Annotated in this window: 23 protein-coding genes; 17 read left to right on the forward strand and 6 right to left on the reverse strand. The window is 71.3% G+C overall.

Going from position 1 to position 23987, the window contains the following annotated elements:
* Window position 1: 1 nt before the first annotated feature.
* Together VFV67_RS25855 and VFV67_RS25860 are read right to left on the reverse strand one after the other, a co-directional pair.
* The gene (locus VFV67_RS25855) at window positions 2-754 is read right to left on the reverse strand and encodes a CoA-transferase subunit beta (protein ID WP_326473241.1); all 753 of its coding nucleotides are present in this window, start codon (window positions 752-754) and stop codon (window positions 2-4) included.
* Entirely contained in the window at window positions 751-1566 is an 816-nt protein-coding gene (locus tag VFV67_RS25860; RefSeq protein WP_326473242.1) for a CoA transferase subunit A, read from the reverse strand. Before VFV67_RS25860 ends, VFV67_RS25855 begins: the two co-directional genes overlap by 4 nt.
* A 169-nt stretch (window positions 1567-1735) precedes the next feature.
* Between VFV67_RS25860 and VFV67_RS25865 the strand changes: the two genes are divergently transcribed.
* From VFV67_RS25865 to VFV67_RS25895, 7 genes are read left to right on the forward strand one after another with little or no spacing between them, the layout of a single operon-like run.
* Entirely contained in the window at window positions 1736-2728 is a 993-nt protein-coding gene (locus tag VFV67_RS25865) for an ABC transporter substrate-binding protein (RefSeq protein ID WP_326473243.1), read from the forward strand.
* Window positions 2725-3489 carry an ABC transporter permease gene (locus tag VFV67_RS25870; RefSeq protein ID WP_326473244.1) on the forward strand — a complete coding sequence of 255 codons (765 nt, stop codon included), beginning with the start codon at window positions 2725-2727 and terminating at the stop codon, window positions 3487-3489. The genes VFV67_RS25865 and VFV67_RS25870 overlap by 4 nt, the downstream gene beginning before the upstream one ends.
* On the forward strand, window positions 3486-4265 hold the full coding sequence (locus VFV67_RS25875) for an ABC transporter permease (RefSeq protein ID WP_326473245.1): 780 nt from the start codon (window positions 3486-3488) through the stop codon (window positions 4263-4265). The genes VFV67_RS25870 and VFV67_RS25875 overlap by 4 nt, the downstream gene beginning before the upstream one ends.
* A 4-nt stretch (window positions 4266-4269) precedes the next feature.
* Complete coding sequence (locus VFV67_RS25880) at window positions 4270-5043, forward strand: ABC transporter ATP-binding protein (RefSeq protein ID WP_326473246.1); 774 nt, start codon at window positions 4270-4272, stop codon at window positions 5041-5043.
* A gap of 8 nt (window positions 5044-5051) precedes the next feature.
* Window positions 5052-6509, forward strand: coding sequence for an aldehyde dehydrogenase family protein (locus tag VFV67_RS25885; protein ID WP_326473294.1), 1458 nt, complete (start codon window positions 5052-5054; stop codon window positions 6507-6509).
* An 8-nt stretch (window positions 6510-6517) separates the two neighbouring features.
* A complete protein-coding gene (locus VFV67_RS25890; RefSeq protein WP_326473247.1) occupies window positions 6518-7699 on the forward strand; it encodes a 4-hydroxybenzoate 3-monooxygenase in 1182 nt (393 codons plus the stop codon).
* A gap of 4 nt (window positions 7700-7703) precedes the next feature.
* On the forward strand, window positions 7704-8819 hold the full coding sequence (locus VFV67_RS25895; protein ID WP_326473248.1) for a 5-methyltetrahydropteroyltriglutamate--homocysteine S-methyltransferase: 1116 nt from the start codon (window positions 7704-7706) through the stop codon (window positions 8817-8819).
* Window positions 8820-8919: 100 nt separating this feature from the next.
* Here VFV67_RS25895 and VFV67_RS25900 read toward each other — a convergent pair whose 3' ends face one another.
* The 3 genes from VFV67_RS25900 to VFV67_RS25910 all read right to left on the reverse strand — a co-directional run bounded on the left by VFV67_RS25900 (window position 8920) and on the right by VFV67_RS25910 (window position 11815).
* A complete protein-coding gene (locus VFV67_RS25900; RefSeq protein ID WP_326473249.1) occupies window positions 8920-9687 on the reverse strand; it encodes a response regulator transcription factor in 768 nt (255 codons plus the stop codon).
* A gap of 84 nt (window positions 9688-9771) precedes the next feature.
* Complete coding sequence (locus VFV67_RS25905; protein WP_326473250.1) at window positions 9772-10929, reverse strand: pentapeptide repeat-containing protein; 1158 nt, start codon at window positions 10927-10929, stop codon at window positions 9772-9774.
* Window positions 10930-10966: 37 nt separating this feature from the next.
* Window positions 10967-11815 (reverse strand): lysozyme, encoded by an 849-nt coding sequence (locus VFV67_RS25910; RefSeq protein WP_326473251.1) that lies wholly within the window; start codon window positions 11813-11815, stop codon window positions 10967-10969.
* A gap of 257 nt (window positions 11816-12072) precedes the next feature.
* Here VFV67_RS25910 and VFV67_RS25915 point away from each other — a divergent pair, with 257 nt between their 5' ends.
* From VFV67_RS25915 to arfB, 9 genes are all read left to right on the forward strand, one after another.
* Window positions 12073-14193: a putative bifunctional diguanylate cyclase/phosphodiesterase gene (locus VFV67_RS25915; RefSeq protein ID WP_326473252.1), complete on the forward strand. Its 2121-nt coding sequence runs from the start codon at window positions 12073-12075 to the stop codon at window positions 14191-14193.
* Window positions 14194-14274: 81 nt separating this feature from the next.
* Complete coding sequence (locus tag VFV67_RS25920; protein WP_414636351.1) at window positions 14275-15069, forward strand: D-Ala-D-Ala carboxypeptidase family metallohydrolase; 795 nt, start codon at window positions 14275-14277, stop codon at window positions 15067-15069.
* Window positions 15070-15248: 179 nt separating this feature from the next.
* On the forward strand, window positions 15249-15623 hold the full coding sequence (locus tag VFV67_RS25925; RefSeq protein ID WP_326473253.1) for a hypothetical protein: 375 nt from the start codon (window positions 15249-15251) through the stop codon (window positions 15621-15623).
* 34 nt (window positions 15624-15657) lie between these two features.
* Window positions 15658-17118, forward strand: coding sequence for a PPE domain-containing protein (locus tag VFV67_RS25930; RefSeq protein WP_326473254.1), 1461 nt, complete (start codon window positions 15658-15660; stop codon window positions 17116-17118).
* Complete coding sequence (locus tag VFV67_RS25935) at window positions 17115-17933, forward strand: ESX secretion-associated protein EspG (protein ID WP_326473255.1); 819 nt, start codon at window positions 17115-17117, stop codon at window positions 17931-17933. The genes VFV67_RS25930 and VFV67_RS25935 overlap by 4 nt, the downstream gene beginning before the upstream one ends.
* 38 nt (window positions 17934-17971) lie before the next feature.
* A complete protein-coding gene (locus tag VFV67_RS25940) occupies window positions 17972-18316 on the forward strand; it encodes a sterol carrier family protein (RefSeq protein ID WP_326473256.1) in 345 nt (114 codons plus the stop codon).
* Window positions 18317-18372: 56 nt separating this feature from the next.
* On the forward strand, window positions 18373-19872 hold the full coding sequence (gene purF, locus VFV67_RS25945) for an amidophosphoribosyltransferase (RefSeq protein ID WP_326473257.1): 1500 nt from the start codon (window positions 18373-18375) through the stop codon (window positions 19870-19872).
* A 19-nt stretch (window positions 19873-19891) separates the two neighbouring features.
* A complete protein-coding gene (gene purM / locus VFV67_RS25950) occupies window positions 19892-20980 on the forward strand; it encodes a phosphoribosylformylglycinamidine cyclo-ligase (protein ID WP_326473258.1) in 1089 nt (362 codons plus the stop codon).
* The gene (arfB, locus tag VFV67_RS25955; protein WP_326473259.1) at window positions 20980-21405 is read left to right on the forward strand and encodes an alternative ribosome rescue aminoacyl-tRNA hydrolase ArfB; all 426 of its coding nucleotides are present in this window, start codon (window positions 20980-20982) and stop codon (window positions 21403-21405) included. The genes purM and arfB overlap by 1 nt, the downstream gene beginning before the upstream one ends.
* A gap of 549 nt (window positions 21406-21954) precedes the next feature.
* On the opposite strand, the gene VFV67_RS25960 is transcribed toward arfB, so the two are convergent.
* On the reverse strand, window positions 21955-23352 hold the full coding sequence (locus VFV67_RS25960) for a helix-turn-helix transcriptional regulator (RefSeq protein ID WP_326473260.1): 1398 nt from the start codon (window positions 23350-23352) through the stop codon (window positions 21955-21957).
* A 192-nt stretch (window positions 23353-23544) separates the two neighbouring features.
* Between VFV67_RS25960 and VFV67_RS25965 the strand changes: the two genes are divergently transcribed.
* Window positions 23545-23850 (forward strand): hypothetical protein, encoded by a 306-nt coding sequence (locus tag VFV67_RS25965; RefSeq protein WP_326473261.1) that lies wholly within the window; start codon window positions 23545-23547, stop codon window positions 23848-23850.
* Window positions 23851-23987: the final 137 nt, after the last annotated feature.

Below are 23987 nucleotides of genomic sequence, written 5' to 3' on the forward strand. Positions count from 1 at the left end.
GTCACGGTCCTTTCACGAGGTCGCGCAGCACGGCCAGCTCCTCGCCGGTGGGCGGGTCGGTCTCGGCCAGGTCCGCGGCGACGGCGAGGGCCCATCCGGTGGCGGCGCGGGCCGCGGCCAACTCGGCGCCGGGGTGCAGGTGGGTCAGGGTCAGCTCGCAGGTGTTCGGATCCGGCTCGAGCACGCCGATGTCGGTCACCACCAGCACCGGACCGCGGCCGCGCAGACCGAGCCGGTCCCGGCAACCCGGCCCGTCGCCGAAGCCGACCGAGGTGACGAAGTCGACCTTCTCGACGAACGCCCGCCGGGTGTGCCGCAGCATCAGGAACACCTCGCGGCAGGACGCCGCGATCTCCGGCGCCCCGCCCGCGCCGGGCAGCCGCACGTCCGGGTCGCGGTAGTCGGCGCCGATGATCGTGGTGTTCAGGTTGGCGTACCGGTCGAGCTGGGCGGCGGACAGGAAGCCGACGCCGATCCGGCCGGGCTGCAGCCAGTAGTTGAACACCTCGGGCACGCTGATCACGGCGTCCGCGGTCTCGGCCAGCTCACCGTCCCCGATGGACAGTGGCAGCCGGGTGGGCTTGGCGCCGATCGCCCCGGACTCGTAGATCAGCACCAGGTCCGGGTTGTGCAGCCGGCGAGCCAGGTTGGCCGCGGTGCTCGGCAGCCCGATCCCGACGAAGCAGGAGGTGTGCCCGACCAGTGCCCGCGCGGCGGTGATCGTCATCATCTCCTCGGCGGTCCAGGTGCTCATGAGCCCACCGGATCCAGCACTTCGGTACGCAGCCAGGCGGTGAACGCGTCCCGGTCCCGGCTGATCGCGTCCCAGGCGCGGTAGGCGTCGTTGTCCCGGTCGTAGTAGTCCTGCGCGTAGGACGGGCGGGCGCCGCCGGGCACCACGGCCACCGCGGTCACCACCCAGCCGGGCAGCACCACCGCGTCCGGTCGCGGGTCCAGGGTGTCCACCACCTCTTCGACGGTGACCAGCGAGCGGTCGGCGGCCAGCACCGCTTCCTTCTGCACGCCGGTGAGTCCCCACATCTGCACGTTGCCCTTGCGGTCGGCGCGCTGGGCGTGGATCACGGTGACATCCGGCCGCAGCGCCGGCACCGCGGTGAGCACCTCGCCGGTGAACGGGCAGGTGACCGTGGCCAGGTTGGCGTTGTGCCGGAACAGGTCGGTGCCGGCGTAGCCGCGCATGACCGCGAACGGCAGCCCGGACGCGCCGGCCACGTACCGGTTGGCCATGCCGGCGTGGCTGTGCTCGTCCAGCTCGAGCGGGGCCGGCCAGCCGTTGTTGACCGCGTCCCGGAACCGGTGCAGCGAACCGACTCCCGGGTTGCCGCCCCAGGAGAACACCAGCCGGCTGGCGCATCCGGCGCCGATCAACTGGTCGTAGATGATGTCCGGGGTCATCCTGACCAGGGTGAGGTCGCGCCGGCCCTGGCGGATGATCTCCTGGCCGGCCCGGACCGGGATGAGGTGGGTGAACCCCTCAAGGGCCACCACGTCGCCGTCCCGGACCAGCGTCGCGATGCCCTCGGCCAGACCGACCAGTTCGGCCATTGGCCCCTCCGCGTGCGCTATGCGAACGAACGTTCTTTAAACGCACCATAGGGAGCCGAATCGTGACAAGTCAAGGTTGACGCTGGCGTGTCGGTGGTTCTACGTTCATCTACTGAACACGCGTTCGCTGTGCGAACACGCCCAATAACGGGTGGATGGAGTCCCGACGATGCGACGAAACCTCGCAGCAGTCCTGTTCACCGCGGCCGTGCTGGCCGCCTCCGCCTGCGGTGCCAACACCGGCGGCAGCACCGCCCCGCCGCAGACCGGAAGCGCGCCGGCCTCCACGCCGTCCGGCCCGCCGGACCAGGTCACCGTCGGGGTCATCCCGATCCTCGACGTGGCGCCGATCTACCTCGGCAAGGAGAAGGGCTTCTTCAGCAAGCGCAACATCGAGCTGAAGCTCGAGTTAGCCCAGGGCGGCGCGGCGATCGTGCCGGCCGTGATCAGCGGGCAGTACCAGTTCGGCTTCAGCAACATGGTCTCGCTGCTGCTGGCCCAGTCCCGCAGCGTGCCGATCAAGGTGGTGTCCAACGGAAACAACTCCACCGGGCAGGACGGCAACGACTTCGCCGCGCTGATGGTCAAGGGCGACAGTCCGATCAGGACGGCCGCGGATCTGGCCGGCAAGAAGGTCGCGGCCAACACGCTGAAGAACATCGTGGACACCTCGGTGCGCCAGTCGGTCCGCAAGGCCGGCGGTGACCCGGCATCGGTCCAGTTCGTCGAGATGGGCTTCCCGCAGCAGCCGGCCGCATTGCAGTCCGGTCAGGTCGACGCGGTGTTCGTGGTGGAGCCGTTCCAGCAGGCCGTGCTCGCCCAGGGCGGCCGCAAGATCGCGTCCAGCTACGTGGACGTGGCGCCCCAGCTGACCATCGCCAGCTACTTCGCTTCCAACCAGCTGATCGGTCAGAACCCCGACCTGGTCAAGCGGTTCACCGAGGCGATGCAGGAGTCACTGGCCTACGCCGACGCCCACCCCGACGAGGCCCGGCAGATCATCGGCACGTACACCCAGATCGCGCCGGACGTGATCGCCAAGATGACGCTGCCGAAGTGGCCGGCCGACGTGAACCGGGACTCCGTGCAGAAGCTGGCCGACCTGGCCCTCGAGGACAAGCTGCTGGAGAAGCCGGCAGACGTCGACGCCCTGTTCCTGTGAGAGTTCTGCTCGGCCTCGCGGGCCTGATCGGCTTCGGCGCGCTGCTCGAGCTGGTGCCGCGGATCGGGCTGGTCTCCGACCAGTACGCCCCGCCCACCAGCCGGATCGCGGTCGCGCTCGCCGATCAGGTCCGCGAGGAGCGGTTCTGGACCGCGCTTGCGGACACGCTGCGCACCTGGGGCCTCGGGCTGGCCATCGCGGTGCTGGCCGGGGTGGTCATCGGCGTGGTGATCGGCTCGATCCCGGTGCTGCGCGTGGCCACCGCGTCCACCGTCGAGTTCCTCCGGCCGATCCCGTCGGTCGCGCTGATCCCGCTGGCCGTGCTGCTCTACGGCTCCACCGTCACCTCGACGCTGATCCTGGTGGTGTACGCGTCGTTCTGGCAGGTGCTGGTGCAGGTGCTGCACGGGGTGGCCGACGTCGACCCGGTGGCCAGGGACACCGCTCGGTCCTACCGGCTCGGCCGGGTGGGCACCGTGCGGTACCTGATCTGGCCGACCACGCTGCCCTACGCCGTGACCGGCGTGCGGCTGGCCGCCTCGGTCGCGCTGATCCTGGCCATCACCGGTGAGCTGATCATCGGCTCGCCCGGGCTGGGCAAGGAGATCGCGATCGCCCAGGCCAGCGACGCGGTGCCACAGATGTACGCGCTGGTCGTGGTGACCGGGCTGATCGGCGTGGTGGCCAACCTGATCACCCGCACGGCCGAGCGGCAGGTGCTGGCCTGGCATCCGTCCGTGCGGCAGGAGATCCCGTCATGATCGTGCGGATCGCCTATCGGACCACGATGATCCTCGCGTTGCCGGCGTTGCTGTTCGCCACGTGGTGGATCGCCAGCGACGGATCGACCGCGTTCTACATCCCGCCGCTGCGGGTCATCCTGGAGGCGTTCGGCGACACCTGGTTCGGCCCGCGGCTGGTCGACGACGTGTTGCCCAGCCTGGCCCGGCTCGGCTTCGGCTACCTGATCGCCCTGCTGATCGGGGTTGCGCTCGGCGTGGCGATCGGGCTGCGCCAGTCACTGCGCGCGCTGCTCGAGCCGACGCTTGAGTTCCTCCGGGCGATCCCGCCGCCGGTGCTGGTGCCGATCCTGATGCTGTTCGCCGGCATCGGCGACGAGATGAAGATCCTGGTGATCGTGTCCGGCTGCGTGTGGCCGGTACTGCTGAACACGGTCGAGGGCGTGCGGGCGATCGACGGGGTGCTGCTCGACACCTGCCGCAGCTACCGGATCGGCGGGTGGCTGCGGATGTGGCACCTGGTGCTGCGCTCGGCCAGCCCGCAGATCGTCACCGGCGCCCGGCAGGCGCTGTCGGTCGGGATCATCCTGATGGTGATCAGCGAGATGTTCGCGGCCAGCAGCGGGCTGGGCTTCACGATCGTCCAGTTCCAGCGCGGCTTCCAGATTCCCGAGATGTGGAGCGGGGTACTGCTGCTCGGCCTGCTCGGCGTGCTCCTGTCGTTGATCTTCAGATTGGTGGAGCATCAGGTTCTTGCCTGGTATCACGGATTACGCGCGGTGGAGAAGGAACGCTGAAACGATGCTGACCGTCACGGAGTTGAACAAGGTCTACGACGGCCATGGCCGCCGGGTGGAGGCGGTCGGCGAGCTCACCTTCACCGTCGAGCCCGGCCAGTTCGTCTGCATCGTCGGGCCGTCCGGCTGCGGCAAGACCACGCTGCTGCGCTGCATCGCCGGGCTGTTACCGCCCACCGCCGGTGAGGTGTGGCTGGCCGGGCAGCGGGTGTCCGGCCCGCCCAAGGGCCTTGCCGTGGTGTTCCAGGAGTACGGCCGCAGCCTGTTCCCCTGGCTGCGGGTGGCCGCCAACGTCGAACTGCCGCTGCGCGCGGCCGGGCTGTCCCGCGCGGCCCGGCGCCGGCAGGTGGCCGAGGCGCTGGACGCGGTCGGGCTGGCCGACGCGCACGGGGCCTACCCGTGGCAGCTCTCCGGCGGGATGCAGCAGCGGGTGGCGATCGCCAGGGCCATCGCCTACCAGCCGCAGGTGCTGCTGATGGACGAGCCGTTCGCCGCGGTGGACGCGCAGACCCGGGCCGACCTCGAGGACCTGATCCGCTCGGTGTGGCAACGGTTCGAGATGACCATGCTGTTCGTCACGCACGACATCGACGAGGCGGTCTACCTGGGCCAGCGGGTGATCACGCTGTCCGCCGCGCCCACCCACATCGCCGACGACATCGAGATCGACCTGCCGGCCGAGCGCGACCAGCTGACCACCCGCGGGGCTCCGCGGTTCACCGAGCTGCGCGGTCAGGTTTACGCCCAGATCCAGAAAGCAAAACTGGAGAGACAATGACAGCGACGCTGAACCTGTTGGACGCCAAGGAGTTCGAGGGCCAGGTCTACAGTGGAGGATGGATCTCCTCGCGCGGCGGCGACCTGCCGATCACCGAGCCGGCCACCGGCGCCGAGCTCGGTCGCACCGGGGTGGCCGACGCCGAGGACGTGGCCGCGGCGGCGCGGGCCGCGGCCGCCGCCCAGCGGGACTGGGCGGCCACCAACTTCGAGGAGCGGGCCGGGGTGCTGCGCCGGGCCGGCGCGCTGGTCGAGCAGCACGCCGACGAACTGCGGGACTGGGTGATCCGGGAGACCGGCGCGGTGCCCGGCCTGGCCGGCTTCGCGGTCGGCGTGGCCGCGCAGGAGTGCTACGAGGCCGCCGCCCTCGCCTCCCGGCCGCTCGGCGAGATCCTGCCGACCAACCAGCCGCGGCTGTCGCTGCTGCGCCGGGTCCCGGTCGGCGTGGTCGGCGTGATCTCCCCGTTCAACGTGCCGCTGATCCTGTCCATCCGGTCGGTCGCACCGGCCCTCGCGCTCGGCAACGCCGTGGTGCTCAAGCCGGACCTGCGCACCCCGGTTTCCGGCGGGTTCGCCATCGCCCGCGTGCTGGCCGAGGCCGGGCTGCCGGACGGGCTGCTGCACGTGCTGCCCGGCGGCGCGGAGGCCGGCACCGCGCTGGTCACCGACCGCAACGTGCGGGTGGTCTCGTTCACCGGCTCCAGCGCCACCGGCCGCGCCGTCGCCGAGTTGGCCGGCCGGAACCTCAAGCGGGTGCACCTGGAACTGGGCGGCAACAGCGCGATCGTGGTGCTGGACGACGCCGACATCGAGGCCGCCGTGTCGGCCGGCGCCTGGGGCTCGTTCCTGCACCAGGGCCAGATCTGCATGACCGCCGGCCGGCACCTGGTGCACGAGAAGATCGCCGCCGCCTACACCGAGGCGCTCGCCGCGCACGCCGACGCGCTGCCGGTCGGCAACCCGGCAACGGATCCGGTCGCGCTCGGGCCGCTGATCGACGAGGGCCAGCGGGACAAGGTGCACGGCCTGGTGACGTCCACCGTGGACGCCGGGGCCCGGCTCGCGGCCGGCGGCACGTACGAGGGCCTGTGCTACCGGCCGACCGTGCTCGCCGAGGTCACCCCGGACATGCCCGCCTACGCGCACGAGGTGTTCGGGCCGGTGGCGCCGGTCCTGCCGTTCGCCACCGAGGACGACGCGGTCGCCATGGCCGCCGCCACCGAGTACGGCCTGTCCCTGTCGATCATGACCGGGGACGCCATGCGCGGCCTGGCGCTGGCCGAGCGGATCCCGACCGGGATCGTGCACATCAACGACCAGACGGTCAACGACGAGGCGGTGGCGCCGTTCGGCGGCGTGCTCGACTCCGGCACCGGCGCCCGGTTCGGCGGCACGGCCAACCTGGACGCGTTCACCGAGCAACGCTGGATCACGATGCGCGGCGACATCCCGGCCTATCCGTTCTAATGGGCACGATGCGCACGCAGGTGGGGATCATCGGCGCCGGCCCGGCCGGACTGATGCTCGCCCACCTGCTGCACCGGCTCGGCATCGACTCGGTCGTGCTGGAGCGGGCCACCCGCGAGCACATCGAGCACCGGATCCGGGCCGGCGTGCTCGAGCAGGGCACCGTCGACCTGCTCGACGAGATCGGCCTGTCCGCCCGGCTGCACCGGGAATGCCTGGTGCACAGCGGGTTGGAGGTGCTCTTCGACGGCGTCGGGCACCGGATCCCGTTGACCGAGCTGACCGGGCGCGGGGTGACCATCTACGCCCAGCACGAGCTGGTGAAGGACCTGGTCGCGGCCCGGCTGGACACCGGCCGGCCGTTGGTGTTCGAGGCGCCGGCCACCGGCATCGACGACCTGACCGGGCCCCGGCCGGTGATCCGCGGCACGCACCAGGGCCGCGAGGTGGAGCTGCACTGTGACTTCGTGGCCGGCTGCGACGGCTTCCACGGGGTGAGCCGGCCCGCCGTTCCGGCCGGGGCGATCACCGCCTACGACCATCAGTACCCGTACTCCTGGCTGGGGGTGCTGGCCCAGGCGCCGCCGTCGTCCGAGGAGCTGATCTACGCGCACACCGGCGACGGGTTCGCGCTGCACAGCATGCGCACCCCGGAGATCACCCGGCTCTACCTCCAGGTCGCGCCGGACGAACGGCTGGCGGAATGGCCGGACGAGCGGATCTGGGCGGAGCTGGCCAACCGGCTGCACCGCCGGGACGGCTTCCAGCTCAACACCGGGCCGTTGCTGGACAAGGGCATCACCGCGCTGCGCAGCTACGTGACCGAGCCGATGCGGCATGGCCGGCTGTTCCTGGCCGGCGACTCGGCGCACATCGTGCCGGCCACCGGGGCGAAGGGCCTCAACCTGGCGGTGGCCGACGTGTACGTGCTGGCCGCGGCGCTCGACGAGTGGTACACGTCGGGCAGCGGCGCCGGGCTGGACGCCTACTCGGACAACTGCCTGCGGCGGGTCTGGCGGGTGCAGCACTTCTCCTGGTGGATGACCTCGATGCTGCACCGGCCGCCGCACGCCGATCCGTTCGGCGAGCGGCTGCAACTGTCCCAGCTGCGCTACCTCACCTCGTCCACCGCGGCGGCCACGTCGTTCGCGGAGAACTACGTCGGACTGCCCCTGCCCAAAGGAGGTTGACCCCTTGCGAGTTTTCCCACCGTTCCGCGCCGACCACGTCGGCAGCCTGCTGCGCCCGGCGGCGCTGCTGGCCGCCCGGGAGGACCGGGCGGCCGGCCGGATCTCCGCCGAGGACCTGCGCAAGGTGGAGGACGAGGCGATCGCCGACGTGGTCGCGATGCAGCGCGAGGTCGGGCTGCAGTCGGCCACCGACGGCGAGTTCCGCCGAACCACCTGGCACATGGACTTCATCTACCAGCTCGGCGGCATCGGCCAGTCCGACGAGAAGCTCAAGGTGCACTTCCGCAACGCCGCCGGGGACCTGGATTTCACCAGCGCCGCGCTGCGGGTGCACGACAAGATCACGTTGCCGCAGCCGATCTTCGCCGAGCACTTCCGGTACCTGATGTCGGTGGCCCCGGACGACGTGGTGCCGAAGCTGACCATCCCGTCGCCGAGCATGGTGCACTACCGCGGCGGCCGGGCGTTCATCGATCCGGCGGTCTACCCGGACGTCGAGGAGTTCTGGTCCGACCTGTCCGCGGCCTACGCCGCCCAGATCACCGCCGTCGGCGAGTTGGGCTGCAAGTACCTGCAGCTCGACGACACCAGCCTGGCCTACCTGAACGACCCCGAGCAGCGCGCCGAGCTGGCCGCCCGCGGTGACGACGCCGAGCATCAGCACCTGCGCTACATCAAGCAGATCAACGCCGCACTGACCGGCCGGCCGCCGGGGATGACGGTCACCACGCACATGTGCCGGGGCAACTTCCGGTCGTCCTGGGTGGCCGAGGGCGGCTACGACTTCGTGGCCGAGGCGCTGTTCACCGAGCTGGACGTGGACGGCTTCTTCCTGGAGTACGACGACGCCCGCTCCGGCGGGTTCGCCCCGCTGCGGTTCGTCCCGCCCGGGAAGATGGTGGTGCTCGGCCTGGTCACCACCAAGCGCGGCGAGCTGGAGAGCAAGGACACGCTCAAGCGCCGGATCGACGAGGCGGCCAAGCACGTGCCGTACGACCAGATCTGCCTGTCCCCGCAGTGCGGGTTCTCCTCGACCGTCGAGGGCAACGCGCTGACCTACGACGACGAGGTGGCCAAGCTCCGCCTGATCGTCGAGACCGCCAGGGAGATCTGGGGATAGCTCCCGCGGCCCTGCCGACCACAGGGCCACGGGACACCCATCCGGCCCGGGACGCCGGTGGCTCAGGGCCGCGCTCGACGCACGGCGGCATTTCGGTCGCTCACGGTGCCCATGGTTCGCTTCCGGTCGGCCGCTGCTGGTGTCGGCTTCCTTCGTGCGCTGCTCGCCGCTCGTTCCTCGCGGCTGCGCTGCTCCTCAGTCCAGCCGACACCGCGGCCTCCCGTCCGCTCACGCCGAGCTTGGCGACCAGGGTGGAGATCAGGTTGCTGACCGTCTTCGGGGCGAGTTGCAGCCGGGCGGCGATGGCGGCGTTGCCGTAGCCCTCGGCGAGCAGGTCCAGCAGTGCGGCCTCGCGGTCGGTCAGGTCCGGCAGCGGCGCCGTGGGTTCCGGGTTGGCCAGCAGCTGCAGTACCCGGGCGGCGATGCTCTGGCCGAAGATCGCCTCGCCGGCGGCAACCCCGCGGACCGCCCGCACCATGTGCTCCCCGGCCGGGTCGTCGGCGTCCTTGAGCAGGTAGCCGCGGGCGCCTGCGCGCATCGCGGTCAGCACCGAGTCGTCGTCCGCCCGGGCGGTATAGACCAGCACCGCGGTCTCGGTCAGCTCGCGGATCACCGCGATGCCGCCGTCGGGCAGCTCGAGGTCGAGCACCAGCACGTCCGGCCGGTGCCGCCGGGCCAGCTCGATCGCCTCCGGACCGGTCGACGCCTGGGCCACCACGGTGATTCCGGGTGCGGCGGTGAGCAGGCCGCGAAGGTGGCCGACGACCCCGGGGTGGTCGTCGGCCACCAGCACGGTCAGCTCGGTCGCACCGGGCCGGGGAGCCGGCGGCCGGACGCTGCGACTGACCTTCACTCGGTGATCGAGCACGACGAAATCTTGCGTCCGGGCCCGGTCGGCTCACATCCGTGCCCGCTACGTAAGTCCCACTGAGGTGGCTACGTAGCCGTAGCTTCAGGCCCGTACGAGCCCGAACGGCGTGCCGCGTGTTGTGTCCACACTCCAACCGTCCGGCAGGTTCGTCTCGTGCTCGAGGGAGACCCGCATGGCCCGGGTGTTCGCGGTCGCGCCGCCGGCCACCCGCAGGTCCAGTTGGGCCTCGAAGCGCGCGTTGCCGAAGTCGACCGCCCGGTCGAACTCCACGTCCGCAAAGGACACCTCGTCGCGGAACACCGTGTTGGCGAAGTTCGTCTCGCCCAGGAACCGGCTTCCGGTGAACTCGACCCGTTCGGCGGCCTCGAACTTGCTGAACCAGGCGAGGTCGTGGAACACGGTGCCGCGGGCGAAGAACCGGCCCCAGCTGTGCGTGCCGGTCAGCCACGCGCCGCCGTGCACCACGGCGCCGCGCAGCATGGTGGACATGTAGAGGTTCATCTCCCGGGCGCGCAGCTGGCCGACTTTCCGGTCGCGCAGATCGAAGTACTCCAGCGTGGCGCCGTGCAGGTCGAGGTCGTAGACCGGCGCGTCCGGTTCGGACACCGGCGAGAGCAGGTCGTAGATCAGCCGCTGGGCGGTCAGCCGCACCTGCAGCCAGCGGTCCGCCTCCGCCCGCTCGTCGTCGGTCCACTCCTTGCCGGTCCGCGACTCGTCCGTCGGCGTCTTCTCGCTCCGGATCGCCGCGAACCGGTAGTGGTCGAACGGCCGGCGCAGGTACGAGCACAGCACGTCCAGCACGGTCTGCGTATAGGCCGGCCGGCTGCGGGCCAGCCCGGCCAGCGCGTGCAGCGCGCCCACCCGCACCTGGTCGGTGTCGTGCCCGAGCAGCTCGACCGCGCGCGCGAACCGCTCGTCGGCCACCCGGGCCCGGTCGTGCTCGGCCCGCTGGTGCTCCAGCGCCTGCCGGGACTGCTCGAGCGCGTACCTGGCCGTCTCCAGCTCCTGCCGCCCGCGCTCGATCTCCTGCCGCTGCTCCTCGACCCGCCGGCGCCGGTCGTTGAGCCACAACGCGTACAGCGCGATCACCGACCCGGCCGCGAGCCCGCCGGTCTTGAGCGCCTCACCCCGGTCGATCCCGTCGGAGCGCACCCAGGCGGTCACCGTCGCCAGCACGGCGACGGCGAGCAGCACGGTGACCAGCCACGGCAACCCGTCCCGGAAGCGCACGATCGACATCGTGCCACTCCCGGGACGGGCCCTTACCCTGCCGGCCTCAGTCCGGAGTGCGGGCCAGGGCCTGCAACCGGTCGATGGCGCCGTTGAAGGTGTTCTGGTCGATCGGCGACGAGCTGTACTGCCACACCGTGTAGAAGCCCCAGCAGCACGGCAGCGTGCCGACGGCCGAGGAGTACCTGGCCACCCACAGCGGGTTGGTGCTGCTGAAGTCACCGCTGACGCACTGGCTCCACCAACTGGTCGAGGTGTAGATCGCCGGGTACTTTCCCCAGCGCGCCTTGTAGCGGTTGCTGAAGTCGAGGATCCACTGGGTCATCGACGCCTTGGTCTTGCCGTAGCAGGTGGCGCCGTACGGGTTGTACTCCATGTCCAGCGCCCCCGGCAGGGTCCGGCCGTCGCCCGACCAGCCGCCGCCGTTGTTGCTGAAGAAGTCGGCCTGGGCCGCGCCGGTGGACCGGTCGGGGAGCGCGAAGTGGTAGGCGCCCCGGATGAATCCCTGGTTGTAGGAACCGTTGTACTGCTGGGCGAAGTACGGGTTGCGGTAGCCGGTGCCCTCGGTCGCCTTGGCCCAGACGAACCGTTTGCCGGCATTCCACTGGGCGGCCCAGTTCACGTTGCCCTGCCAGCCGCTGACGTCGATGCCGGGCACCGAGGCGTCGACCATGGGCGGCGGATCCTTGGGCATTTCCGCGGTGCCCTCGTGCAGGCGGATCTGCGAACCCATCGGATGGTCGTAGAGCCGGACCAACTCGTCCGGGTCGACGTTCGGGGAAACGTCCTCCACGGCCTGGACCGGGGCGACGGATGCGAAAAGCAGTGCGCTGGCAGCAATGGTGACGGCGACGATCGCGGGGTAGCGTCGCCTGAACCGCGTATTGGACCTCATGATCGGCCTTTCCGACTTGCCCTCCGGGACGACGATCGCTTGCAGGGATCGTCCAGAACGGCATTGTGGGGGTAATGAACCCACGTGTCACTCTTTTCCGTTAATTGATCACGGCAGTTCACTGAACCGGCCGAATGGTCTAGACCATAAGCGATCTCGGCTGACGCGCCGGAACTGAACGTGGACGGAGCGTGAGAGCGGTCGTATCCTGCGCTTACCCGCACGGGGGTGTCCTGGAGTGCCGGAGGGGTGAGACGGTGGCAAGCCCTACGTGGCGTTCGGTGAAGGTGATCGCCAGCCGTGACTCCTTCGCCTCCGCGTGGGCCGCCGCGCTTGCCGGAACGGGTTACGTGGCCATGGATCGGGCGCGGCTGGTCGGCGCCATCCACGAGCTGGCCGGCGTGCTGACCGCTTCGCTGCGCGCCGATTCGTTCCAGCCGGAGCCGGTCGAGCAGGTGGGTGCGGCGATTGTCGAGCTGCACCTGACCGCGCCCGACGCGCTCGGCTGCACGATCCGGCTGATCGGCGAGGAACTGCTGCGCTCCGCCAACGCCACCGCCGAGGCGCGCGCCCGGGAACGGATCCCGGCCATCCAGGCCGCCGTGGCCACCGGGTTCGCCAAGGCCGCCCGGGAATGGGTCTACCGGGAGCAGGAGGTGCTGCGCCGCGCCGCGCTGGACGCCCGGGACCGCGCCGAGGCGGCCGGCCGCGCCTCCGAGGCCCGGTTCCGCGCCATGTTCACCGAGGCCGCGGTGGGCATCGGCATCTCGGACACCAAGGGCGTGCTGCTCGAGGTGAACGCCCGGTTCGCCGCGATGCTCGGCTACAGCACCGAACAGCTGCGCGGCACCGAGATCAGCACGCTGTTCCACCCCGAGGACCGCTCCGAGATGCGGACCTACTTCGAGCAGACCGCGGCCGGGTTGCGCGACCACTACCGGATCGAGCGGCTGTTCCGCAAGCGCGACGGCAGTCCACTGTGGACGAACGTGACCGTGTCGCTGGTCCGCGACGACGACGGGGCGCCGAAGTACCTGGTCGGCATGGTCGAGGACATCACCGAGCGGCACCAGCTCCAGGAACAGCTGCGCTACCAGGCCAATCACGACCCGCTGACCGGGCTGGCCAACCGGGCGCTGTTCACCGAGCGGCTGCACGCCGCCTTCGGGTCCGGCGAGGGCCGGCTCGCCCTGTGCTACCTGGACCTGGACGGGTTCAAGGTGATCAACGACAGCCTCGGCCACGTGATCGGCGACCAGTTGCTGGTCGCGGTGGCCAGCCGGCTGGACGGCCTGGTCTCGGCGGACGGCCGGCTGGTGGCCCGGATGGGCGGCGACGAGTTCGTCGTGCTGGTGGTGAACAGCACCACCGTGGACGAGGTGGTGGCGCTCGCCGAGGAGATCCTTGGCTGCCTGGCCGAACCGGTCCGGATCGGCGGCCACCGGCTGTCCGTGTCGGCCAGCATCGGGATCGTCGAGCGGTCGGTGGCCGAGTCCACCCCCGCCGAGATCATGCGCGACGCCGACATCACGCTGCACTGGGCCAAATCCGATGGCAAGAGCCGGTGGGCCTGCTACGACAAGGAGCGCAACGCCAGGGAGATCGCCCGGTTCACGCTGTCCGCGACCATGCCGGCGGCGCTGTCCCGGGGCGAGTTCTACGTCGACTACCAGCCGTTGCTGCGGCTGTCCGACGGAAAGCTGTACGGGGTCGAGGCCCTGGTCCGGTGGGCGCACCCGGAGTTCGGCCGGCTGGCCCCGGACCGGTTCATCGGCCTGGCCGAGGAGACCGGGCTGATCGTCTCGCTCGGCCGGTGGGTGCTCACCGAGGCGTGCGACCAGGCCCGCGAGTGGCTGGACACGTTCGGCCCGGATGCCCCGCTGGTCAGCGTGAACCTGGCCGCGCGCCAGGTGGCCGAGTCGAACCTGGTCGCCGACGTGCGGTCCATCCTGGACGGCGCCGGGGTGCCGCCGGCGAACCTGCAGCTCGAGCTGACCGAGAGCGCGATCATGGGCACCACCGGCAAGCCGCTCGAGGTGCTGCACAGCCTGTCCGACCTCGGCATCCGGATCGCCATCGACGACTTCGGCACCGGCTACTCGAACCTGGCCTACCTGCGGCATCTGCCGGTGCACGCGCTCAAGATCGCCGGCTCGTTCGTCGAGGGGCTGCGCGACGGGGCCGCCGCGTCGGTGGACACCCGGATCGTGACCGCCCTCGTCCGGCTGGCGCACACCCTGGAGCTCGAGGTGATCGCCGAGGGTGTGGAGACCCAGGCGCAGGTCGACCTGTTGCGCCAGATCGGTTGCGACTCCGCGCAGGGCTGGCTGTTCGCCAAGCCCGGGCCGCCCGAGGAGATTGAGCGCTGGCTCGTCTGATCTTGGCGACTGTCTCTTGACGTGAGTAGCTGTCAGCGAGTAGTTCCTGTGTGTAATTTTCTCCCTGCTACGGAGGCGCACATGCGACTACCGACCCGACTCACCCGCGCGCTGGTGCGGCTGCTGCTGGCGTTCAGCCTTGCGGCCGGCGTCATGCTCGTGTCCTCGACGGTCAACCAGGCCGCCGCCGACGGCTGCTTCACCTGGAACCGCACGCTGAGCCAGGGGGCGTCCGGCGAGGACGTGCGGCAGCTGCAGATCCGCATCGCCGGCTACCCCGGCTCCGGCGGGCATCTGGCGATCGACGGCGCCTTCGGCCCGGCCACCCGGGCGGCGCTGGTGCGCTTCCAGCAGGCCTACGGCCTGTCCGCGGACGGCGTGGCCGGAGCCCAGACGTTCAACCAGTTCTACGCACTGCAGGACGACGACTGCACCCCGATCCACTTCGTCTACGCGGAGCTGGACGACGGCTGCGGCGGCAGCGGCTTCGACGGCGGCCCGCTGTCCGAGTCGGCGACCCGGTTCAACGCGCTGAAGACCATGTGGCAGTTGGAGGCCCTGCGGCACGCGTTCGGTGACCGGCCGCTGATCGTCAACAGCGGGTTCCGCAGCATCGCGTGCAACCGGGCGGTCGGCGGAGCGAGCAACAGCCAGCACCTGTACGGCAACGCGGCCGACCTGGCCGCCGGCTCGCAGGGCTTCTGCCGGTTGGCCCAGCAGGCCCGCAACCACGGCTTCGGCGGGATCTTCGGGCCCGGCTACCCCGGGCACGACGACCACGTGCATGTCGACATCCGCACGTCCAACGCCTGGTCCGCGCCGAACTGCGGAATCGCGCTGACCGAATTGGCCGCCGCGGAGGAGCCGGACATCTGATCCACGCGGGCATAGCCACGGATTCGGGCCGGGACCCCACCCGGCCCGAATCCGCGGCGTTATGGTTGGTCTCGAGGACAGAAAATCACCGCGTGGCCGAAGCTTGTGGGAACCGCTGCACAGCGTCGGGCATCAGAGATACAGTCGTCGCAAATGCACAGGACTGAGGGAGACACGCCGTGTTCGTTGCAGACGGTGGTGGGGGTGGAACCTCCTCGGCACCCAGCTACGCCGGTCAGCAGACGCTTGCCATCGACTTCGACGCGATTCCGGCCGCGCGCAAGGCGTTCCAGACCGCGCTGGACCGGGTCGAGGCCAAGGTGAAGCAGCTTGGCGGACTGGAGGTCCCGGCGTGGGCCGGGGACTCGGTCAGCAGCGAAACCGCGAACCGGTTCGCCCAGCGGTCCAACGGCGGCGGCGGTGAGTCCGCGATCCACTGCCTGACCGGCTACCGCGACCAGCTGCTGAACGTGATCAGGTCGCTCGACGCGGCGCAGAACGGGTACGTGAACACGGAGAGCGGCAACAGCGCCCGAATGAACTCCGGCAACTAAGGCGTTCGACCGAGACCAACCAGGGGACGATCACATGACCGCACGGTGGCGCGGGCACTCCCATCCCGAGCTGTACGACATGATCCACTCCGGTCCGGGGCCGGCCGCGTCCGGACCGCAGACCGCGTACTGGAACAGCCTCACCGACGAGCTGTCACAGGTCGACGCCGACCTGAACCGGGCCCTCGGCGAGCTGGGCGCGCGGTGGACCGGTGCGGCGGCGGAGAACGCGACGACCAGCCTGACCCCGTTGCAGGCGTGGGCCAGCGACGCCCAGACCGGCTCCCGCGTGATGGCCATCTCCACGGACAGCCAGGCGGAGTACGTGTCCAACGCGCGGTCCGAGATGCCCAAGCCGGTCGAGGTCACGACACCCGCACCGTCCGGCTGGGATACCGCTGCCGGCGTCGGTGCCGCCCTGCTCGGCAACCCCGGCCCGGCCGCCGCCGTGGCCGCACAGCAGGCCGACCACGAGCGGCAGGAGGCGGCCCAGGCCGCCGCCGCCGAGCGGGCGGTCGACACCATGAACACCTACGAGTCCAACAGCACCTGGAACCGCAACACCCTCGGCACCTTCGTGGCGCCACCGGACGTGGTGATCTCGGTGGCCGGAGCACCCGGTGGATCCGGGGTCGGCGGCGAGATCGGCAGCTGGATGGGCGGCTCCACCGCTGGCCTGGCCCCCGGCGGCACCGGCTCCGCGGGCGGCACGATCACCACGCCGCCCGCGCCAGGTGGAACGGGCGGCCCCGGCGGCCCGTCGTCCCCCGCGCCGGTTCCGCCCGGCGGCGTGGGCGTGGTGCCGGTGGGTACCGGCCCGGTCGGCGGGACCGACGCGCAGAACGTTCTTCCGCTGCCGGCCCCGGCGCCCCCGGGCCTGCCGGGTCCCGGCCCGGTGCCCGGTCCAGGTCCCGGCCCCGGCCCGATCCCGGGTCCCGGCCCGGGCCCGGTGCCGATTCCGCCGCCGGGTGGCGGCCCGCTGCCGCCCGGCCCCGGCCCGAAGCCGCCGATCGGCCCGGTGCCGCCCGGCGGTCCCAACCCGGCCAACAGCGGTCCCAACCCGCTCAACCAGACCAACCGGCCCGGCGGCAACCCGCCGTTCGGCCCGCGCGGCGGCGGTCCCTTCCCCGGCGGCCCGAGCGGGTTCGGCCCCGAGGGTCGCGCGCCCGGCACCGCCGGGTTCGGGCCCGGTGGCAGCGGTCCGCACCCGGACAGCGGCCGGCCGGCGGCCGCGGCTCAGCTTGGTCGCGGCGGTGCCACCGGCATCGGCGGCCCCGGCGCGGGCGGTACGGCCGGCGCGGGCGGCTCCGGTGCGGGCGGCGCCCGGGGCGGCGGCATGGGTGGCGCCCCGATGGGCGGCGGCCGCGGTCAGGGCGGAGAGGACGAGGAGCGCTTCTCGCCGGACTACCTGCTGGAGACCACCGACGTGTTCGGCGACGACCGGATGGTGTCTCCCGCGGTGATCGGTGAAGACCCGAGCCAAGAAGAGAAGTGACGATCTTGGGCCTGGGGACCGAGCCGGAGACCGACCGGGAACCGATCTCCCTGTCGGCGCTCGAGTTCGACGTGCTGTGGGAGCACCTGCAACTGGGCGCGATGCCGCTGGTGGTGAAGGTGCCCTCGCCGGGCAAGACCTACGAGGAGCGGGCCACGCTGGAACAGCAGGCGTGGTCCGACCTCGAGGCCCGCGGCCTCGGCCGGCCGGTGGCGCTGCACCCCGACATCGACCATGTCCTGCGGGTGCTGGCCCGGCCGGAGCGTGAGGTGGACGCCCGGGCGTACGTGGAGCGCGGGGTCCGGCTGATCGTGGCCGGCGCCGGCACCGACGGCGCGATCGCCGTGCTGTCCGGCACCGAGGTCACGCTGCGCCAGGTCGTGGCGACGAACCTGGCCGCGACCGCGGTCGAGCTGCTGCCGTCCCGGCCGGCCGGAACCGGCCAGTCGGTGTCGGTGCGCAGCGCGGACTTCGAGGCGGCGGCCAACAGCGCGGGCGGCACCCGGCAGGGCTTCCACGCCGCGCTGCTGGACCGCGGGGTGCGCCCCGACGACGCCGACGCACTGGCCGGCATGATCAAGGACGTGCTGGGCACCGGGAACTTCGGCGCCGCCGCTCGGGACCGGCACGGCCGGCGGCAGCGCGGCGATCGGGTGGTGTCGTTCTTCGACACCGAGGACGGCCGCTACGTGCAGATCCGCCGGCCGGCCCCGGACGGGATCATGTGGACCACGATCTCGCCGGCCGACTCGCGCCGGCTGATCCACCAGGTCGACGCGCTGCTCACCGAGACCGTGCGGGCGGCGGCGGACTGAGCCGGCGCGCGGTCGACCCGCAGGAGCTGCGCGACCGGATGGCGGCCGTGGCGCCCTGGCTGGCCGGCGGCGAGCAGCCGGACCGGGCCACCGTGGCCACCGCCGTGCGATTGAGCCTGCGCACCCTGGCCCAGCTCGCGCCGGGCAGCTCCGTCGAGGTCCGGGTGCCGCCGTTCGCCGCGGTGCAGTGCGTCGAGGGACCGCGGCACACCAGGGGAAACCCGCCCAACGTGGTGGAGACCGACCCCCGGACCTGGCTGGAACTGGCCGCCGGCCGTCTACAGTGGACAGACGCGGTGGCCGCCGGCCGGGTGACGGCCTCCGGCACCAGGGCGGACCTGAGCGAGCTGCTTCCCATCGCTCGACTGGGAACGGATGTGTGACGACCCACCCACAGCGCTAGGCCGAACGGAGCCCGGCTGCACCTACACTCGAGCTTGTGGCGACCCCACTCGAGCCGGAACCCCGTGAGGAATGTGGCGTTTTCGGGGTCTGGGCACCAGGCGAAGAGGTATCCAAACTCACCTACTACGGCCTCTACGCGCTGCAGCACCGCGGCCAGGAGGCGGCCGGCATCTCGGTGGCCGACGGTCAGCAGATCGTCGTGTTCAAGGATCTCGGCCTGGTCAGCCAGGTGTTCGACGAGCAGGTGCTGTCCTCGCTGCGCGGTCACGTCGCGGTCGGGCACTGCCGCTACTCCACCACCGGCTCGACCACCTGGGAGAACGCCCAGCCCACGTTCCGCACCACGCGGGTCGGCAGCGGGCTGTCCCTCGGGCACAACGGCAACCTGGTCAACACCGCGGAGCTGCTCGAGCGGGCGCGCGCCGAGGGCGTGCTGGCCGGCAACGGCGCCACCACCGACTCGGATCTGCTCGCCGGACTGCTCGCCGCGTCGGCCGCCGACCGCGGGCTGGAGCAGGCCGCCCTCGACCTGCTGCCGGCCATCCGCGGCGCGTTCTGCCTGGTGTTCTCCGACGAGTCCACGCTCTACGCGGCGCGTGACCCGCACGGGGTCCGGCCGCTGGTGCTCGGCCGGCTGTCCCGGGGCTGGGTGGTGGCCAGCGAGACCGCCGCGCTGGACATCGTCGGCGCCTCCTTCGTGCGTGAGGTCGAGCCGGGCGAACTGCTGGCGATCGACGAGGGCGGGCTGCGCTCGTCCCGGTTCGCCAACCCGTCGCCCAAGGGCTGCGTGTTCGAGTTCGTCTACCTGGCCCGGCCGGACACCACGATCAGCGGCCGGTCGGTGCACGCCTCCCGGGTGGACATCGGCCGGCGGCTGGCGCAGGAGCAACCGGCCGAGGCCGACCTGGTGATCCCGGTGCCGGAGTCGGGTACGCCGGCCGCGATCGGCTACGCGCAGGCCTCCGGCATCCCGTACGGCTCGGGCCTGGTCAAGAACGCCTACGTGGGGCGCACGTTCATCCAGCCCTCGCAGACCATTCGCCAGCTCGGCATCCGGCTCAAGCTCAACCCGCTGCGGGACGTGATCCGGGGCCAGCGCCTGGTCGTGGTGGACGACTCGATCGTGCGCGGAAACACCCAGCGCGCGCTGGTGCGGATGCTGCGCGAGTCCGGCGCGGTCGAGGTGCACGTGCGGATCGCCTCCCCACCGGTGCGCTGGCCGTGCTTCTACGGCATCGACTTCGCCTCGCGGGCCGAGCTGATCGCCAACGGCCTGGACGCCGACGGGGTGCGCCGGTCGATCGGCGCCGACACGCTGGGATACGTGTCGCTGGAGGGTCTGATCAGCGCGAGCGAGCAGCCCCGGTCCCGGCTGTGCTCGGCGTGCTTCGACGGCGACTACCCGATCCCGCTGCCGGACGACGCCACCGTCGGCAAGTTCCGGCTGGAGGGGTTAAACCGGGGAATCGGCGGCTCGGCCACACCGGTGCTGCCGGCCGGGTACGGTGCCGAGGAGGCATTGCAGCGACCGTGACGCGACTCCGACTGGACCCATGACCGAGCACAGCTCCGAGCCCCCACCCGCCACCTACGCCGACGCCGGCGTGAGCATCGAAGCCGGAGAGCAGGCCGTCGAGGCGCTCCGGCCGTGGGCCGACAAGGCCACCCGGCCCGAGGTGGTCGGCGGCATCGGCGGCTTCGCCGGGCTGTTCAAGCTGCGCCTTGACCGGTGGAAGGAGCCCCTGCTCGCCTCGTCCACCGACGGCGTCGGCACCAAGATCGCCGTGGCCCAGGCCTTGGACCTGCACGACACGGTCGGCATCGACCTGGTCGCCATGGTGGTTGACGACCTGGTGGTGTGCGGCGCCGAGCCGCTGTTCCTGCAGGACTACATCGCGGTCGGCCGGGTGCGCCCCGACCTGGTCGCCGCCCTGGTCAAGGGCATCGCCACCGGCTGCGTGCAGGCCGGCTGCGCGCTGCTCGGCGGCGAGACCGCCGAGCACCCGGGCCTGATGGCCGACGGCGCCTACGACCTGTCGGCCACCGGCGTCGGCGTCGTCGAGGCGGACAAGGTGCTCGGTCCGGATCGGGTCCGGCCCGGCGACGTGGTGATCGCCATGGGCTCCTCCGGCCTGCACTCCAACGGTTACTCGTTGGCCCGCCACGTTCTGCTGGACATCGCCCGCATGCCCCTCGGCGGCATCGTCGAGGAGTTCGGCCGCACCCTCGGCGAGGAACTGCTGGAGCCCACCCGCATCTATGCCAAGGACTGCCTCGCCCTCGCCGCCGAAACCGAGGTCCGCACCTTCGCGCACATCACCGGAGGTGGCCTCACCGCCAACCTGTCCCGGGTGATCCCCCGCGGCCTGCACGCCGTACTGGACCGCGGCACCTGGACCCCCGCCCCGGTCTTCTCGCTAATCGCCCAGCGCGGCCGCGTCACCCGCCCCGAGATGGAACGCACCTTCAACATGGGCGTCGGCATGGTCGCCGTCCTCGAGCCCGCCGACGTCGACCGCGCCCTTGCCGTTCTCACGGCCCGCCACGTCCCCGCCTGGGTCCTCGGCGACATCACCCCCACCCCCACCCCCGACGACGCCGACCGTCGCGCCACCCTGCGCGGCGACCACCCCCGCTTCTAGTGACCGACCTCCCCATCACCCGTGCCTTCGTGATCCCCGCCGCCGAACTCCATGAACGCTTCTCCCGTTCTTCGGGCCCCGGCGGCCAAGGCGTCAACACCACCGACAGCCGCGTCGAACTCTCCTTCAACGTCGCCACCTCCCCCGCCGTCCCCACCCACCTCCGCCCCCGCCTGCTGGCCAACCTCGCCTCCCGCCTGGTCAACGGCACCCTCACCGTCACCTCGAGCACCCACCGCACCCAACTCGCCAACCGCGCCGCCGCCCGCGACCGCCTCGCCGCCCTCCTCCGCGCCGCCGCCGCACCCCCACCCCCCACCCGCCGCCCCACCAAACCCACCCGCTCCGCCCAAGAACGCCGCCTCGCCGCCAAACACCGCCGCTCCACCCTCAAACGCCACCGCCGCCCCACCACCGACGACTAACCCCACCCCACCCGAGTCCCCAACCCCACCACCCGAGTTCCCAACCCAGCAACCGAATCCTCGGGACCCGGGACCTGAGTTCTCAGCTCCAGCAACTGAGTTCTCGGCTCCAGCAACTGAGTTCTTGGTTCCAGCAATCGAGTCCTCGGGACCCGGGACCTGAGTTCTCGGCTCCAGCAACTGAGTTCTTGGTTCCAGCAATCGAGTCCTCGGGACCCGGGACCTGAGTTCTCAGCCCCAGCACTCGAACTCTCGGTTCCAGCAACTGAGCGGCCGATTCCAGCACCCGAATCCCCGGTTCCGGTCGACGGAGTTGCTGGTTCCCGTGTTCGCCCGCCCGGTTCGCCGCCGGCTGCTGCGCGGCCGGGCGGCGAACCGGAGCGGGCTCTGCCAGGCCAACCATCCGACGAGGCGCCCAATCTCGCACTCCGATCCAACGAGTTGCCAGCGCCAGCAACCGAATCGTCGGTTCAGCGGGGCGCGGCCCGATCACAACCGTGCAGCGAGCCGCCCGCTCACCTTTCGCCCCGGCGCGCTTCGGTGCGGCGGCTAGTTGGAGCTGTTCAGCTCGCGCACCATCGCCTCGAAGTCGGCGACGGCTGGCACGTCGCGGTATGGCTGCAGCTTGCGGCGCAGGAGGTTCACGCGGTCATCGGTGCGGGCTGAGGTGATTCGGGAGGTCAGTTCCAGGGTCCTGGTGGCGGCGGCGACCGCCGCGTCCACGGCGCCGAGTTGGAGCTGTGCTTCGGCCAACCAACTCGTGTACAGGGCCAGCTCCCGGCTGTGCCGCTCGTCGTAGTGCGCCAGTGCGCCGGCGAGCAGCGGCACGGCGCGCTCGGGCAGGCCAAGTTCCACGTGGCAGCGGCCGGCCATGACCGTGAGTTCGGCTTCGTCCAGCCAGTAGACCCATTCCGGGTCATCGTCCGGGACGCGCTGCTCGTAGCCGGTTTCGGCGGCGGCAAGGGTGCGTTCGGTGGCCCGGCGGTCTCCGGCCCTGGCGTACGTCCAGGCCAGGCGCTCCTTGAACAGGGCGCGGGCGGTGGCGGTCGTTCGGGTAGGACCGGAGTCGGCGCTCTGTGCCAGGAGTACGGCATCCCGGGGGTTGCCCACGTTGGCCACCTGGTAGGCGAGCGTGGAGATCAGGTTGGCGGCCAGCGCCGAGCTGCCCGCCGCGTGCGCTGCCTTGACGCCGGTGGTGTAGTAGCGGGCGGCCGCCCCGTACCGCCCGGCGTCACCGACCACCCAGCCGGCGAGCTGGCACAGCTCGCCGAGGGCAGCCAGCAGGCGGCGGCCAAGGATCTCGGTGTAGCTCGCCTCGCGCAGCAGCCCGGCCGTGGCGTTCAGCTCCCGCTCGACAAGTCCGTGTAGATCTCCACCGGCCACGAAGTCATCCATCCGGCGCAACTCGGCCGTCCGGCGTTCCACCCTGCTCACCAGCCGGTCACTGATGCGCCGCCCGGACCGCACCTCGACCAGCTGCGGCGGTTCGGTCACCAGCCACTCGTGCACCAGCCGCGTGACGGTCTCCGGGCTGATCGCCAGCTCCCCTCCCGTACACACCAGCTCGGCCAGCTCCGTGCTGTCCCTCGGCAACCATTCGCCACCATGGAGGGCCAGCTCCGGGGCTGCCCCGGCCGCAGAGGTGCGCCGGCACCCCGGCAGGTCGAACCACAACAGCTCGGCCGGAACCCGCAGCACCCGCGCCCAGTGCGCCAACGTGTCCAAGTTCTTCACCGGCGGACCGTTCTCGATCCGGCTGACCTGCGCCTGGGTCAAACCGAGCCACTGACCCAGCAACGTTTGCGAAATACCCCCAGCGCCATACCGGACCGTATGGTGCGGATGGCGGCGATAGGCCCTTACCACCCGCCCGATGTGCGCCGCCGCGAATGCGTCACACAATTCCGGGGTCAGCCAGAACTCCGCGGGCACCATCGGCGGGGACATCAGCCGCTCCCGTGCCGTGCGCCCGCAGCCCGCACAGAGATCGTCGGGATTGTCGGCCGCAAGCCGCGCACCGCAGCGGCAGTACCGGCGGTCATGCACAGCGTCACGGTATCTCCGCCATACGCCGGCCGCATGGGAGCCAAACCCGACTGGCGATGGACCGGTCCTAGTTCGCCGGATTTCCTGGTCGCGATGACCGCGCACCTGGACACCATCTGGGTCGCCACCGGATCGGCCGTCGTGCTGTCGGTGGCGCTCTGCTGCGCAATCGTCCGGCTTCTTTCGGAGCGACGCCTGGATCGGAACCGGGGAGGAGCGGCACACGCCTTCCGAGGCCAGGGCGAGGCGATCCTGGTAGCCGAACTGCTGGAGGAAGCCGCTGAGCGAGGCCAAGGCATTCGGCTCAACTGGCCCGAAGACGACTTCGAGGCAAGCCCGATCCGACCCGACGGGTGGGGCCAGTACCCAACAGCCGAACTGCCGAGGATCACGGACTGAGGCCAATGCACCCGGGATTCGATCCGCGAGTTGCCGTTCCGGGTCACCGAATCCTCGGAACCCAGGACCTGAGTTCCCAGCCCCGGCAGCCGAACTCCCGGTTCCAGCAACTGAGCGGCCGATTCCAGCACCCGAAT

The organism is Actinophytocola sp. (assembly GCF_035762905.1).
Classification (GTDB): domain Bacteria; phylum Actinomycetota; class Actinomycetes; order Mycobacteriales; family Pseudonocardiaceae; genus DASYTH01.